Source organism: Modestobacter sp. L9-4, assembly GCF_019112525.1.
Lineage (GTDB): Bacteria > Actinomycetota > Actinomycetes > Mycobacteriales > Geodermatophilaceae > Modestobacter.
Window position 1 is genome coordinate 2,021,466 of sequence record NZ_CP077800.1, and the last position, 14,055, is coordinate 2,035,520.

The 14,055-nt window shown below is 75.6% G+C and carries 13 protein-coding genes; 4 read left to right on the forward strand and 9 right to left on the reverse strand.

The window, feature by feature from the left end:
* Window positions 1–55: 55 nt before the first annotated feature.
* The 5 genes from KUM42_RS09570 to KUM42_RS09590 form a co-directional block, all read right to left on the reverse strand.
* Window positions 56–415 carry a hypothetical protein gene (locus KUM42_RS09570; RefSeq protein WP_237496534.1) on the reverse strand — a complete coding sequence of 120 codons (360 nt, stop codon included), beginning with the start codon at window positions 413–415 and terminating at the stop codon, window positions 56–58.
* 28 nt (window positions 416–443) lie between these two features.
* Window positions 444–1,733, reverse strand: a complete 1,290-nt coding sequence (locus tag KUM42_RS09575) for an MFS transporter (RefSeq protein ID WP_237496535.1) — start codon at window positions 1,731–1,733, stop codon at window positions 444–446.
* 9 nt (window positions 1,734–1,742) lie between these two features.
* The gene (locus tag KUM42_RS09580; RefSeq protein WP_237496536.1) at window positions 1,743–2,318 is read right to left on the reverse strand and encodes an MOSC domain-containing protein; all 576 of its coding nucleotides are present in this window, start codon (window positions 2,316–2,318) and stop codon (window positions 1,743–1,745) included.
* 12 nt (window positions 2,319–2,330) lie between these two features.
* Window positions 2,331–2,606, reverse strand: coding sequence for a hypothetical protein (locus KUM42_RS09585; protein WP_237496537.1), 276 nt, complete (start codon window positions 2,604–2,606; stop codon window positions 2,331–2,333).
* A 65-nt stretch (window positions 2,607–2,671) separates the two neighbouring features.
* Window positions 2,672–3,217, reverse strand: a complete 546-nt coding sequence (locus KUM42_RS09590; protein ID WP_237496538.1) for a dihydrofolate reductase family protein — start codon at window positions 3,215–3,217, stop codon at window positions 2,672–2,674.
* A gap of 243 nt (window positions 3,218–3,460) precedes the next feature.
* Between KUM42_RS09590 and KUM42_RS09595 the strand changes: the two genes are divergently transcribed.
* Window positions 3,461–4,750, forward strand: coding sequence for a M18 family aminopeptidase (locus tag KUM42_RS09595; RefSeq protein ID WP_237496539.1), 1,290 nt, complete (start codon window positions 3,461–3,463; stop codon window positions 4,748–4,750).
* Window positions 4,751–4,754: 4 nt separating this feature from the next.
* Here the strand turns inward: KUM42_RS09595 and KUM42_RS09600 are convergent, their stop codons facing one another.
* The 3 genes from KUM42_RS09600 to KUM42_RS09610 form a co-directional block, all read right to left on the reverse strand.
* On the reverse strand, window positions 4,755–5,204 hold the full coding sequence (locus tag KUM42_RS09600) for a hypothetical protein (protein ID WP_237496540.1): 450 nt from the start codon (window positions 5,202–5,204) through the stop codon (window positions 4,755–4,757).
* 162 nt (window positions 5,205–5,366) lie between these two features.
* Complete coding sequence (locus KUM42_RS09605; RefSeq protein ID WP_237496541.1) at window positions 5,367–6,080, reverse strand: ASCH domain-containing protein; 714 nt, start codon at window positions 6,078–6,080, stop codon at window positions 5,367–5,369.
* Between the two features lie 10 nt (window positions 6,081–6,090).
* Window positions 6,091–6,651 (reverse strand): GNAT family N-acetyltransferase, encoded by a 561-nt coding sequence (locus KUM42_RS09610; protein ID WP_237496542.1) that lies wholly within the window; start codon window positions 6,649–6,651, stop codon window positions 6,091–6,093.
* Window positions 6,652–6,736: 85 nt separating this feature from the next.
* On the opposite strand from KUM42_RS09610, the gene KUM42_RS09615 reads away from it, so the two are divergent.
* From KUM42_RS09615 to KUM42_RS09625, 3 genes are all read left to right on the forward strand, one after another.
* Window positions 6,737–7,408 (forward strand): TetR/AcrR family transcriptional regulator, encoded by a 672-nt coding sequence (locus KUM42_RS09615; RefSeq protein WP_237496543.1) that lies wholly within the window; start codon window positions 6,737–6,739, stop codon window positions 7,406–7,408.
* Window positions 7,409–7,505: 97 nt separating this feature from the next.
* Window positions 7,506–8,978 (forward strand): MFS transporter, encoded by a 1,473-nt coding sequence (locus tag KUM42_RS09620; RefSeq protein ID WP_237496544.1) that lies wholly within the window; start codon window positions 7,506–7,508, stop codon window positions 8,976–8,978.
* Window positions 8,979–9,071: 93 nt separating this feature from the next.
* Window positions 9,072–11,177 (forward strand): ATP-binding protein, encoded by a 2,106-nt coding sequence (locus KUM42_RS09625; RefSeq protein WP_237496545.1) that lies wholly within the window; start codon window positions 9,072–9,074, stop codon window positions 11,175–11,177.
* 56 nt (window positions 11,178–11,233) lie between these two features.
* Here KUM42_RS09625 and KUM42_RS09630 read toward each other — a convergent pair whose 3' ends face one another.
* Entirely contained in the window at window positions 11,234–14,053 is a 2,820-nt protein-coding gene (locus KUM42_RS09630; protein ID WP_237496546.1) for a response regulator, read from the reverse strand.
* Between the last annotated feature and the right edge of the window lie 2 nt (window positions 14,054–14,055).

Here is a 14,055-nt window from a genome sequence, read left to right on the forward strand (position 1 = left end):
CACGTGCGGCAGCACGTGCAACGTGGACGAAGAGCGTGCAACGAGGACCGCCGGGTCAGCGGCCGGCGCGCTCGTCCAGCACACCGGCGGTCAGGCAGACCAGGCCCCAGACGGCGGCCGAGGCGCTGACCAGCCCGCGCCGCTGCCTGCCCTGCAGCGCCATCGCGAGCGCCGCGGCGTCGGTGAGGTCGGCGACCACCCGGCCGGCCACCGCCCGCCGGCGCAGCCGCCCGGCCGGCGCCGTCGCCAGGGCCACCCCGAGGACGACGTCGCGCGCGCAGACCATCCGCACCAGCGCGCGGGTGGAGCGGTCGTCGTCCAGGCCGCAGGGCCGCAGCAGCGCCGAGGGCACCACGACGACGGCGGCGGAGAAGACGGCGGTGGCGGTGCCGGCGAGCGCGGTCAGTGCGGGCACGGGAGCTCCTGGGGGTCGTGGTCGGAGGTCATCGGCGGGCGGCCGGCCGGGAGCGCAGGGCGATGAGGCCGGCGGCGACCATCAGCACGGCCACCACCCACATGCCGGTGCGGAAGCTGCCGGTGAGGTCCTCCAGCCAGCCGGTCACGTACGGGGCGGCGAAGCCGGCGAGGTTGCCGAAGGAGTTGACCAGCGCGATGCCCGCCGCGGCACCCACCCCGGTCAGCAGCCGGGTGGGCAGCGTCCAGAACACCGGGATCGCGGCGAACACCCCGACCGCGCAGACGGTGATGCAGGCCATCACCGCCAGCGGCGAGTCCATGTACAGCGCGGCGGCGATGCCGGCCGCGCCCACGAACGTCGAGGCCGCGACGTGCCACTCCCGCTCACCCGTGCGGTCGGAGTGCCGGGCCCACAGCACCATCGCCACGGCGGCGAACACGTACGGGACGGCGGTGACCAGACCGATCTCGAGCAGGGAGAACGTCGTGCCGAACTGCTCCTGGAAACCGCGGATCACCTGCGGCAGGAAGAAGGCCAGCACGTAGAGCCCGAAGACGATGCCGAAGTAGACCAGGCTCAGGGCGATCACCCGCGGGTCGGTGAGCGCCTGCCGGGTGGGCACCTCGCGGCCCACGACCTCGGCCTCCTCGGCGGCCAGGTGCGCCTCGAGCGCGGTGGCCTCGGCCGGGGTCAGCCAGCGCGCCCGCGTGGGCCGGTCGGGCAGGAACAGCAGGACGACGACGCCGAGGACCACGGCGGGCAGCCCCTCGACGAAGAACATGAACCGCCAGCCGGCGTCGAAGCCGAGCAGGCCCTCACCGTGCTGGATGAGCAGCGTGGACAGCGGGCTGCCCAGCACCGAGGACAGCGGCACGGCCAGGAAGGTGAGCGCGACGATCCGGGCCCGCTCGGGCCGCGGGAACCAGTAGGTCAGGTACAGCAGGACGCCCGGGAAGAAGCCGGCCTCGGCGATGCCCAGCAGCACGCGGACGACGTAGAAGCTGACCTCGCCCTGCACGAACGCCGTGGCGGAGGCGACCAGGCCCCAGGTGATCATGATCCGGGCGATCCAGAGCCGGGCACCGACCTTGTGCAGGGCGATGTTGCTGGGCACCTCGAAGACGAAGTAGCCGATGAAGAACAGCCCGGCGCCCAGCCCGTAGGCCGCCGAGCTCAGGCCCAGGTCGGCGTTCATGGTGAGCGCGGCGAACCCGACGTTGACCCGGTCCAGGTAGTTGACCAGGTACAGCAGCACGAGCAGGGGCAGCAAACGGCGGGCGGACTTGCGCACGACCCGCCGGTCGACCTCGATCACGCGAGGACCCTATGCGGGCCGCCGGGCTGCCGGACGCACGGCTCCACCGGCCCGGGCGGCGTCCAGCGGGACGGCGGAGCGGAGCACGGCCGGGCCCAGCCGCAGGACGCCGTCGGTGCGCGGCCGGCAGCGCACTCCGCCCCGGCCGCGCATCCCGCGGTGCGCGCCGGGGCCGAGCACGAGGTCCATCCACGCGCACGGGTTGGCCGGGCGGCCGCCGTCCAGCCGCACCTCCCCGGCGCCGCAGTCGATGCCGAACGGCTGCCCGCGCAGCGCCTCGACCTCCGCGCCGCGCAGGACGACGTTGCGCCGGGCGGCCAGCGGGTCCCAAGGGCCGCTGCCCAGCTCGGCGGCCAGCTCCTCCAGCGACTCGACGGCCAGCACGGTGACCGAGGCGTCCCGGTGGGCGGGCCGGCCGAAGTAGCGGTCGCCCACGACGCCCAGGTCGGCCCGGACCTCGATGCTCTCCCGCGACTCCACGGGGAGCGCCGCCGTCCCTGCGTCCGGACGTCCGTCGTAGCGGTGCGCCGGCGAGGCGAGCAGCCCGACCACCTCGACGTCGTACCGGAACGGCAGCTCCTCCACCTCGCCGGTCCGTCAGTCGGTGCTGGTGGCCATCGCCTCGAGGTAGTCGTCGTAGCCGGCGATGACGTCCTCCAGGTCGATGACCTCGGGGAAGTCGGCGACCTCCTGGTGCTTGCGCAGGAAGAGCACGGTGCGCCGGACGACGTCCTCCTCGTCGTCGGTGCCGAGCCGGTCCATCACCTCGGGGGAGACCGTCACGAAGGTGCGGACGTCCTCCAGCTCGCTGGGCTGCACCACCAGGTAGGAGTTCTCGCCCTGTGCGTCGATCTCGATGTCGTCGTCGGCCATGCCCTGCGCCCTACCCGCACTCACCAGGACAAACGCACCCGGTCGGGTGACCGTGCCGACCTCGGTCAGCTCGCCCCCAGGAGACGGTGGTGCAGCAGCACCAGCCCGGACGACGTGCGGACGACGTCGACCAGCTCGAAGCGGTGCAGCCGCTCGTCCTCGCCGAACAGCCGCCGCCCGTGGCCGGCGAGGGCGGGCGCCAGCACCAGCCGCAGCTCGTCGACCAGCCCGGCCCGCAGCAGATGACGAGCGAGGGTCGCACTGCCGTGCAGCCCGATGTCCCCGCCGTCGCGGCGCTTCAGCGCGGCGACGTGCTCGATCACCGGCCCGGCCACCACCGAGCTGTTGGCCCACGGCCGGGTCAGCGAGGTGGAGGTCGCGACGTGCTTGCGGACGCCGTTGACGAAGTCCGCGAACGGCTGCACGTGGGACGTCGGCCAGTACCCGGCCCAGTAGTCGTAGGTGGTCCGGCCCAGCAGGACGTCGTCCTGGCGTCCGATCACCTCTCCGAGGTGGTCGACGAGCTCGGGGTCCACGTCGAACACCCAGTCCCCGGGCTCCTCGGCGACCCCGTCGAGTGACAGCAGCTGGTAGAGCACGACCTGGCGCAACGGACTCCCCTTCGACGGTGACGGGACCAGGACCCCCCGCGCTCGCCGAACTCATCGGTGGCCGTCAGTCGCCCGTCGAGGCGACCCCCGTCGACCGGTCGCTGGGCGACCGCGCAGGGGACCTCCGTCGGGGTCCGGCCGCCGCGGCGACCGTCCAGCCGGGTCGCGCCGTGGCCGGAGGGTCGGCCGGGCGGCGGGAGGTGTGGGCAGGTACGGCGGGAGGCGGCGGGAGAGGATGACCGCATGCCGGAGACCTCCCCGACCGACGCACTGGCCCTGGGCGACGACCTGCGGGCGTTCGTCGACGCCTCGCCCTCGCCGTTCCACGCGGTCGCCGAGCTGGCCCGCCGGCTGCGCGCCGCGGGCTTCACCGAGCTGGCGGAGGCCGACCGGTGGGAGGTCGCCCCGGGCGGGGAGCACTTCGTCGTCCGGCACGGCAGCCTGATCGCCTTCCGGGTGGGCAGCGCGCCCTCGGCGGAGGCCGGGCTGCGGCTGGTCGGGGCGCACACCGACTCCCCCACCTTCAAGGTGCGCCCGAACTCCGACGTCCGGCAGGCCGGGTACCGGCTGGTCGGCGTCGAGCCCTACGGCGGCGGTCTCTGGCACACCTGGCTGGACCGCGAGCTCACCGTCGCCGGCCGGGTGGCGCTGCGGGGCGGGACGGCGGCGCTGGTCCGGCTGCCCGGTGCGCCGCTGCGGCTGCCGTCCCTGGCGATCCACCTCGACCGCAGCGTCCGCGACGGACTGACCCTGGACCCGCAGCGCGAGCTGGTGCCGGTCTGGTCGAACGGCCTGGGCACCGAGCCGGGCCTGCGCGAGGCCGTCGCCAGCACCGCCGGCGTGGCGCCCGAGGACGTCGTCGGGCACGACCTGGTGCTCGCGGACACGCTGCCCGCCGCCCGGGCCGGCGCCGACGACACCTGGGTCGCCGCGCCGCGGCTGGACGACCTGGCCTGCTGCCACTCCGGCCTCACCGCGCTGCTGGCCGCCCCGGCCGGGGTGCGCACCCAGCTGCTGGTCTGCAACGACCACGAGGAGGTGGGCAGCGGCTCGATGTCCGGCGCCCGCGGCAGCTTCCTGGAGGACGTGATCGGCCGACTGGTCGCGATCACCGACGCCGGTGACGCGCAGGCGCCGCCCCGGACCATCGCCCGGTCCCGGCTGGTCTCCGCCGACATGGCGCACGCGGTGCACCCGACCCGGTACGACCGGCACGAGCCCGCCCACCAGCCGCAGCTCGGCGGCGGCCCGGTGCTCAAGGTCAACGCCAACCAGGCCTACGCGACCGACGCGGCCTCCAGCGGGTGGTTCGCCGAGCGGGCCGCGGACGCCGGGGTGCCGGTGCAGTGGTTCGTCACCCGCGCCGACCTGCCCTCGGGGAGCACGATCGGCCCGCTGACGGCCACCCGGCTGGGCATCCCCACGGTCGACATCGGAGCCCCGATGCTGGCGATGCACTCCTGCCGCGAGCTGGCCTCGGCCCTCGACGTCCCGCTGATGGTCGGCGCGCTCACCGCCTGCCTCACCGACTGAGCGGTCAGCCCGCCTGGCAGACCCCGGGCTCGATGTCGGCCGGGAGCTCACCGGCGGCGCACACGGCGTCCCGGTCGGCCGGCTGCCACGCGCCGTCGGCGTAGCGGAAGACCTGCACGACCGGCCCGACGGTGGGCCCGGAGATGCCGATGACCGCCCAGGGCCCGGAGCACGTCGGGTCGGTCAGCTGCACGCCCGGCGCCTGGTCCGGTGCGACAGCGGCCAGGACGGCGGCGTCCGGGCAGGCCGGCGCGTCGGCGGCAGCGGTCGCCGGCGCACCTGCGCTCGTCGGTGCCGGGGTCGTCGTCGCGGCGGACGCAGCCGGGCTCTCGGACGTCGCCGGTGCGGCCACGGGCTCCGGGTCGGCGGAGCACCCGGCGAGCAGGGTGGCCGCCGGCAGGGCCAGCGCCACCACCGACCAGGCGGAGCGGGAGCGGGCGGCAGTGGCGGTCATCGTGCCCTCCAGGCGGTGTCGGTGGCGCGCAGCCGGGGCGCCCCCGAGTCACCCCGGGGCGCGCACCCACCGGCCGCGAGTGTGCCGGACCGGGCCGGGGACGACCCGGGCGACGAGCAGGCGGGAGGCCGGGGACGGACGACGGGTGAGCGGCAGCTCGCGTCAGGGGTCGACGTCGAAGGAGACCAGGACGATCTCGTCGGCCCCGGTCAGGTCCGGGTAGTGGCTGCGGAGCCCGGGGAGCACCTGGGCACGGCTCGGGAAGCCGCAGGTACGGGCCTCGGCGTCGCTCATCCCGTCGACCGTGCGCTGCACCGTCGCCGTGACCCGGCCGGGCAGCACGACCTCCTCGGGGAACTCGAAGACCAGCAGCGCCGGGCCGACCGTGACCGGGTCGCGGAAGCGCATGGTGACCCGCTTGGACCCGTCCTGGACCGCCGGCAGGTACCGGGGGTTGAACCGCAGGCGTTGCATGCCCTGAGCCGCGGCACTGAAGGCGTGCGGCAGCAGCTCGGCCACCGGCACGACACGGGGGCCGTCCGGGGAGGGCACCAGGACCCGGATGCCGGGGTGGTGGTCCAGCAGGACCTGGCGGTCGCGACCACACGGGGCCAGCACACCCCGTGTCCCGTCGCCGACCGCGACGATCGTGACCGGACGGCGGGCTCCCGCACCCCGCGCGACGGCCAGCGCGACCAGCTCCGCGCACGGGCCCCCGGTGAAGTGGAACAGGTTCAGCCCCACGTGCACCCGCCCGTGCTCGTCGCGCACCGCGGCCGCGACGGTGTGCACGTCGCCGTCCCCGTGCTCGTCGACCGCCGCCCGGGCCGCGGCGACGAGCTCCTGGTCGGCAGGGTCGAGGTCCGTCGCGGGCACGGCGGGGAAGCTACCGGGGCCGGTGCAGCACGTACGGGACGACGTCCCGCAGCTCGCCGCCGATCTCGTGGCCGCGGGTCAGCACCTCCCCGGCGACGTAGCCGACCCGCTCGGCCACCCGGCAGGAGGCGGTGTTCCACGGCTCGACGTGCAGCTCGACCCGCTGCACGCCCGGTCGGGTCCAGGCGAAGGCGGTGAGTGCGCGCAGCGCGTCGGTGGCCCGGCCGGCGCCGCGGGAGGCGGGGAGGACGGCGTAGCCCGCGGTGGCCAGCCCCTGCTCGACCTGCCGCAGCCACAGCCCGGCGAACCCCACGCAGTCGTCGCCGTCCCGGTCGGCGACGGCGAAGGAGAACCCGACCCGCTGCGCCGTCCGCTGCCGCTGCGCGGCCACCCACGCCATCGCCTGGGCAGCCGAGGCCTGCGCGGGCAGCGTGCCGATCTGGGGGACGTAGGGGTCCAGGGACAGCGCCATCGCCGCGAACACGTCGTCGTCCCGGAACCTGCGCAGCCGGACGCTGCCCGCCGCCGGCGGCACCGGCGGCCAGGTCCACAGCTCGTCGACGTCGGGCACGGCACGACTGTCCCGCCCGGCCCGCCCGGGCGCACGCGGGGCGGCCCCACGCGGCGCCGCGCCGCGGCACGGCCAGGATGGGGCCATGGCGGGCAGGGACCAGCGGGCCGAACGACGCACCGACGCGCTCTCCAAGGAGCGGATCGTGGCGGTCGCCGTCGAGATCCTGGACACCGACGGCGAGGGCGCGCTGACCTTCCGCGCCCTGTCCGCCCGGCTGGCCACCGGCAGCGGGGCGATCTACTGGCACGTCGCCAACAAGGACGAGCTGCTCGCCGCGGCCGCCGCGGAGGTGGTCGGCCGCGCGGTCACCGACGTCCCCGCCGGCACCGACGCGCGGGAGGCGGTCCGGGCCGTCACCCTGGGGGTCTTCGACGCGATCGACGCCCACCCCTGGGTGGGTGCCCAGCTGTCCCGGGAGCCGTGGCAGTTCGCCGTCCTCGAGCTCTTCGAGGCCGTCGGTGGGCAGCTCGCCGCCCTCGGCGTCCCCGAGCACGCTCGCTTCGACGCCGCCACCGCCCTGGTGAACTACGTCCTGGGCCTGGCCGCGCAGTACGCCGCCGGCGCACGCCTGCTCGCCCGCGAGGTCGACCGCTCGGCCTTCCTCGGGTCCGTCGCCGACCGGTGGACCTCCCTGGACCCGGCGCGGTACCCGTTCGTGCACGCGATGGCCGGCCGGCTGGCCGACCACGACGACCGCGCCCAGTTCCTCGCCGGCGTCGACGTCTTCCTCGCCGGTATCGCCGCGACCCGCTGACCCCCCTCCCGGACCGGCGCCCTTGACAGCGCTGGAACGGCGTTCCATGCTGCTCTCAGACACTGGAACGCCGTTCCAGGAATGGAGAGGAGGCGGCATGGACACCGACACGGCAGCAGCAGGACCCCGGTCGTTGCGGGAGGCGTGGGTGGCGCTGGCGGGGCTGTCGGCGGTGTTCCTGTTCGAGATGCTGGACAACTCCGTGCTCACCGTCGCGCTGCCCACCATCGGGCGGGACCTGGACGCCTCGACGACCGGGCTGCAGTGGGTCACCAGCTCCTACGCCGTCGTCTTCGGCGGGCTGATGCTGGTCTTCGGCGCGCTCGCCGACCGCTTCGGCCGGCGCCGGGTGATGCTCGTCGGGCTCACGGTCCTGGCCCTCACCAGCCTGGCCACCGCCTTCGTCACCGCCACCGAGCAGCTCGTCGCGGTGCGGGTGGCCACCGGGGTCGCCGCGGCCATGACGACGCCGGGCACGATGGCGCTGGCGTTCCGGCTCTTCGGCGCCGACGACCTGCGCATCCGGGCGACCAACGTCATCGCCACTGTCGGGCTCGTCGGGCTCGCGGTCGGCCCCACCGCGGGCGGACTCGTGCTCTCCGTGGCCCCCTGGCAGGTGCTGCTGCTGGCGAACGTGCCGGTCGCCGTCCTCGCGATCGCCGCGGTCCGCGCCGGCATCGCCCCGGACGACCCGGCCGAGCTGCACCCCGACCCGGTCGATGTCCTCGGCGGCCTGCTCGGGACGGCGACGATCGTGCTCACCCTCGTCGTGCCCACCCTCTTCGTGGAGGACGGCGCCGGTTCCTGGGCGCCCTGGACGGCGACGGTGGCCGCGGTGGGCGCGGGGGCGGGCTTCGTGGTGCGCCAGCGGACGGCCCGCCACCCCCTGCTCGAGCTGCGGCTGCTCGCCCGCCCCCTCGTCTCCAGCGGTCTGGCCTACCAGGCCGCCGAGGGGCTCGCCGTGGCCGGGCTCGTCTACCTGGTGACCCTCCAGCTGCAGCTGGACTGGGGCTGGGCGCCCGCGCTGGCGGCCGCCGGCATGTTGCCGCAGATCCTCACCATGCTGGCGGTCGCCCCGTTCGTCCCCCGCTTCGTCGCGCGGGTCGGCATCGGGCGGGCCGCGGCGCTGGGCGGGGCCGCGGTGGTGACCGGGCTCGCCGTCTACGGCCTGGGCAACGGCCTGGGCTACGTGTCGGTCGCGGTCGCGCTGGTGCTCACCGCGGCCGGGATGCGCGTCGTCGGCGTCGTCGCGACGGTCAACGTCCTGCGCGGCCTGCCCGCCGACCGCACCTCGATCGGCGCGGCGGTCAACGACACCTCCACCGAGGTCACGTCCGCCATCGGTGTCGCGGCCGTCGGCACGGTCCTGGCGGCGGTGTTCCACGGCGACATCGCCACGGCCGGCTGGAGCGCGCAGCAGACCGCGCAGTTCCACGACGCGCTGACGATCGCCGTCCTCGGGCTCACGGTGGCGGCGGCGGCACTGGTGGGCTGGGCCGCCCTGCGCGCGCGGGGCGCCGGCGAGGACGGGGCGGGCATGACCGTCGCCGACGCGCTCTCCGAGGCCTGAGGCCGCCGCCACCGCGGACTCGGCGGACCGGCCGCCCCGACATCCCGAGACAGCTCCGCTCAACACCCGCCGTCCGGATGCCGATGTGCACGCGTGACCGTGGTGAGCGCCCCTCTCGGGGCCGCCGGTGCCCGCCCGTCCGCGGACTGCAGCGGGGCCGATGCCCTGCTCGCGGAGTACGGCCTCCCGGGGCACGCGCCGGTCGAGCAGCTGCGCGCGGTCACCCGCGTCGCCGCCACCGTCGCCGGCGTGCCGATGGCGGTCGTGAACCTGCTCAGCGACTGCTTCCAGCACCAGGTGGGCGAGGTCGGCTTCGCCGGCACCGACTCCGACGTCACCGACTCCATGTGCGCCGTGTCCGTGCAGGACGAGCGGCTGCGCTACCTCCCCGACGCCCGGCGGGAACCGGCCTTCGCCGCGAACCCCTGGGTGGACGGGCGCCTGGCCCGGGTGGGCCTCTACGCGTCGGCACCGCTGCTGCTCTCCGACGGGCGCGTGCTGGGCTCGCTCTGCGTGTTCTCCGAGGAGGCCGGCCGCCTCGACGCCGCCCAGCTCGGCGCGCTCACCGACCTGGCCGGCCAGGCGGTCGCCCTCTTCGAGCAGGCGAAGCTCGCCCGGGAGGCCGCCGAGCAGGCCGTCGAGGCACGGGAGGCGCAGGACCAGTCCGAGCGTCGGGGCGCGCTGATGGCGGCCCTGCTGGAGACGATCGACGTCGGCATCGCCGCCTGCGACGCCGACGGTCGGCTCACGCTGGTCAACGAGGCGGCCCGGCGCTTCACCGGCACGTCCGAGGACGCGGGCGTCGGGTCGGCCGACTGGGCCCGGACGTACTCGCTCCTCGACGAGGACGGCGTCCGGCTCCTGCCCGTCCCCGAGATCCCGCTGTTCCGCGCCCTCACCGAGGGCTCGGTGCACGGACAGGTCATGGTGATCGCGCCGGCGGACCGCCCGGCGGTCACGGTGCGCTGCGACGGCCAGGCCATGCGGGACTCCACGGGGCGGCTGCTCGGTGCGGTCGTCGCCATGAAGGACGTCACCGAGGCCCGGGCCCAGGCCCGGGAGCTCATCGAGGCCCGCGACCAGGCACTGGCCGCCACCCGCGCCAAGACCGCCTTCCTGGCGGCCGCGAGCCACGAGATCCGGACGCCGCTCAACGGCGTCCTGGGCATGCTGGAGATCCTCGCCCTCGACAGCCTCACCACCCGCCAGCACGAGTACGTGCAGGTGGCCCGCCACTCCGGGGACGCGCTGCTCTCCCTGCTCAACGACGTGCTGGACCTCTCCAAGGCCGAGACGACGTCGGTGACGCTGGCGCGCGAGGCCTTCGCGCCCACCGACGTCGCCCGGGAGGTGGTCGACGCCCTCGCGCCGGTCGCCCGGAACCGCGGACTGGACCTCACGCTGACCACCGGGACGGCCGACGCGCTGACCGGCGACCCGCGCCGGCTGCGCCAGGTGCTGATGAACCTCGTCGGCAACGCGGTCAAGTTCACCGGCAGCGGCTCGATCGACGTCCACGTCGCCACCGCCCGGACCCGGGCCGACTCCGCGGAGCTGTGGATCGCCGTGCGCGACACCGGTGCCGGGATGACCGCGGCCGAGCTCGACCAGCTGTTCCAGCCCTTCACCCAGGGCACCCAGGGCGAGCGCTTCGGCGGCACGGGGCTCGGGCTCGCGCTGAGCCGGCAGCTCCTCGAGCTGATGGGCGGCCGCATCGAGGTCACCAGCGAGCCCGGGGTCGGCTCGACGTTCACCGTCGTGGTGGAACTGCCCCTGGCGGCCCCCGCGTCCGCACCGGCCGGCCCGCGCGCCGGTGCCGCGCACGCGTCGGCGCCGCGGCGGCCGCGGGTGCTCGTCGCCGACGACAACGAGATCAACCTGATGGTCGCCCGGGGGCTCCTGGCCGCCGAGGGGGCCGACGTCGTCACGGTGGCGGACGGCGACGAGGCGGTGCGCGCCGTCGCCGAGGGCACCTTCGACCTGGTCCTGCTGGACCTGCAGATGCCCCGGATGTCCGGTCTGGAGGCCGCCGTCGCGATCCGCGCGCTGCCCACCGGCGGCGTCCGTGTCCTCGCCCTGACCGCCGAGACGCTCGGCGAGTCCGCCGCCGCGTGCCGAGAGGCCGGCATGGACGGCGTCCTGGTGAAGCCGGTCCGCGGGGCGGACGTCCGCCGCGTCCTGGGCGAGCTCCGCGGCTGAACCGCGGGGGCGGGCCGGTCCGGCCCACCCCCGCCCCGCGCGGGGCCCGACCGCCCTCAGGCGCTGACGGGCCGGACCGCGAGCAGCTCCCGCACGGCGAGGGACACCCGCGCCGACTCCACCTGCAGGTCCGTCAGCAAGGCGGCGCGCTCGGCCTCCTCCAGCGCGTCGACGCCCTCCACGCGCTGGCACAGCGCCGCCAGGTGGGTGGCGCCCAGGGAGGCGCTGCTGCCCTTCAGCCGGTGCGCCAGCCGCGACGCCGAGCCCTCCGCTGCCTCGTCACCGGAGCCGGAGGCGCGGCCCGCCGCGACGACCAGGTCCGCGACCCAGCCGTCCAGGTGGTCCAAGTAGCGCGTGTAGACCTGCGTGAAGCCCTCGTCACCGAGGTCCCGCAGCTCCTCCACGACCTCGGGGTCCAGCGGTCCACCGGCCGCGGCCGGCTCCGGGGCCTCCGCCGGGGCGTCCGCGGGCCGGACGGGGAGCAGGGCGCGCAGTGCGCCGTCCAGGACGGCGAGCCGCACCGGCTTGGTGAGGAAGTCGTCGGCGCCGGCCTCGGCGAAGGCGGCCCGGTCGCTGGCCAGCACGCTCGCCGTGACCGCGATGACGACCGGCTGGTGGCCGGGCAGCGCACGGATCTCCGCGGTCGCGTCCGCGCCGCCCAGGACGGGCATCTGGGCGTCCATCAGCACGACGTCGTAGGTGCCCGCGCGGACGGCGTTCACCGCGGCGCGACCGTCGGCGACCCGCTCGCTGCGGTGCCCGAGCTGCTGCAGGTACAGCTCCATGAGCTGGGCGTTGACCTCGTGGTCCTCGGCGACGAGCACCCGGAGGCCGGTGTCCCGGGCGGGCTCCCCCGGGGCGGGGGCGACGCTCCGCTGCCCGGCGGCCGGCGCGGGGTGCAGCGCGGCGCCGACGGCGGCCAGCAGCCGGTCGGGGTGCACCGGCTTGTGCAGCCGGGCGGCGAACAGCCCCGCGGTGCCGGCCGAGACGGTGGTGAGGCTGCTCAGCAGCACCAGCGGCAGGTCGGCCACCGCGGGCGTCCGCCGGATCCAGCGCGCCAGCTCGTCACCGCTCATCCCGGGCATGTGCTGGTCGGTCAGGCACAGGTCGAAGTCCTGGCCACCGGAGAGCAGCTCCATCGCCCGGAACGGGCTGCCGGCCAGCACGACCGAGGCACCGGCCCGGGTCAGCTGGTGCTCCAGGATCTCCAGGTTGGTCGGGTTGTCGTCGACGGCCAGCACCCGGCAGCCCTGCAGCGAGCCCGACCGGGCGCCGCCGTCGGCCATCGGCAGCAGACCCATCGGCACGGCGACGGTGAACGTCGACCCGACGCCCACCTCGCTGTCCACGGTGATCTCCCCGCCCATCGCCTGTGCGATCCGCTGGCTGATGGCCAGGCCGAGGCCGGTGCCGCCGTAGACGCGGGTGGTCGAGCCGTCGACCTGGCTGAAGGAGCGGAACAGCCGGTCGCGGTGCTCGTCGGGGATGCCGATGCCGGTGTCCAGGACGGCGATCTGCACGTCCAGGACGCCGTCGCTCCCGGCCTCCCCGGTGATCCGGACGACGACGTGGCCGCGCGGGGTGAACTTGATGGCGTTGGAGACCAGGTTCATCAGGACCTGGCGCAGCCGCAGCGCGTCGCCCATGACCTGGCGGCCCTCGGCGGCCCGGATGTCGACGAGCAGGTCGATGCCCTTGGTCGCGGCCTGCGCGCTGAACAGCTGGGCCACGTCGTAGACCAGCTCCTCCAGGTCGAAGGGCGCCTCGTCGAGGTCCAGCTCACCGGCCTCGATCTTGGAGAAGTCGAGCACGTCGTTGATCAGCGTCAGCAGGCTGTCGCCGCTGCGCGACACCGTCTCCAGGTGCCCCCTCTGCAGCTCGGTCAGCTCGGTGGCCAGCAGCAGGTCGGTCAGGCCCAGCACGGCGTTGAGCGGGGTGCGGATCTCGTGGCTCATCGTGGCCAGGAACGCCGTCTTGGCCTGCCCGGCCCGTTCGGCCTCGTCACGGGCGGTGACCAGCTCCTCCTCGCGCGCGGCGACCAGCTCACCGCGGCTGCGGAGGGCGGCGCTGAGGGTGTTGACGTCCATGGCCATGGCGCGCAGCTCGGCCGGCCCCACGGGCGCCAGGCGGCGGTCCACGTCGCCGCCGGCCAGGTCGGACAGCCGGCCGCTGAGCCGCGCGAACGCCGGGGCGATCTCCGCGCTGGCCCGGCGGTCCACCTGCCGCACCCGCAGGGCGGCGGCGACGGCCACGAGCAGCCCGACGACGGTGCCGACCGCCAGGGCCAGCCGGGTGTGCCAGGAGGCGGCCGCGCGCCGCTCCGCCACCGCCTGCTGGACGCCGGTCTCGACGGTGCGGTAGGCGTCGAAGAGCTCCTTGCCCTGCAGCAGCGAGGCGATGAGCGCGGCCCGGTCGGCGACGGCCGGCTGGGCCTGCAGCGTCGGCTGGGCCCACCCCTGGATCCAGGCCTCCTCGGCGGCGCGCAGCTCGGCCACCCGCCGGGCGAGCTCGGGGTCGTCCTGCGCCCACGCGCCCAGCTGCGTGTTCAGCCGGTCGACGGCCAGCGCCCCCTCGCGGTAGGGCGCCAGGAACTGCTCGTCGCGGGTGATGAGGAACCCGCGCAGCCCGGTCTCCTGGTCGACCATCGCCACGCTGCCCTCCTGCAGGGCGGTGAGCATCCGCACCGACCGGGTGGAGTCCGGCGCCAGCACGGCCAGCACGATGACGTTGACCGTGACGATGGTCAGGGTCACCAGCAGCAGCGCGGCCAGGCCGACCCGGGCCGGCCGGCGCATCAGCTCCTGCAGCGTGCGCGGTCCACCGGCCGGACGGGCGCCTGGGAGCCGGGAGCCGGGGACCTGCGGGTTGTGCGCCATGT

Coding starts and splice junctions, on each gene's coding strand:
- KUM42_RS09620 (WP_237496544.1), top strand. CDS start 7,506: ATGGACACCGACACGGCAGCAGCAGGACCCCGGTCGTTGCGGGAGGCG.
- KUM42_RS09630 (WP_237496546.1), bottom strand. CDS start 14,053: ATGGCGCACAACCCGCAGGTCCCCGGCTCCCGGCTCCCAGGCGCCCGT.
- KUM42_RS09600 (WP_237496540.1), bottom strand. CDS start 5,204: ATGACCGCCACTGCCGCCCGCTCCCGCTCCGCCTGGTCGGTGGTGGCG.
- KUM42_RS09615 (WP_237496543.1), top strand. CDS start 6,737: ATGGCGGGCAGGGACCAGCGGGCCGAACGACGCACCGACGCGCTCTCC.
- KUM42_RS09585 (WP_237496537.1), bottom strand. CDS start 2,606: ATGGCCGACGACGACATCGAGATCGACGCACAGGGCGAGAACTCCTAC.
- KUM42_RS09595 (WP_237496539.1), top strand. CDS start 3,461: ATGCCGGAGACCTCCCCGACCGACGCACTGGCCCTGGGCGACGACCTG.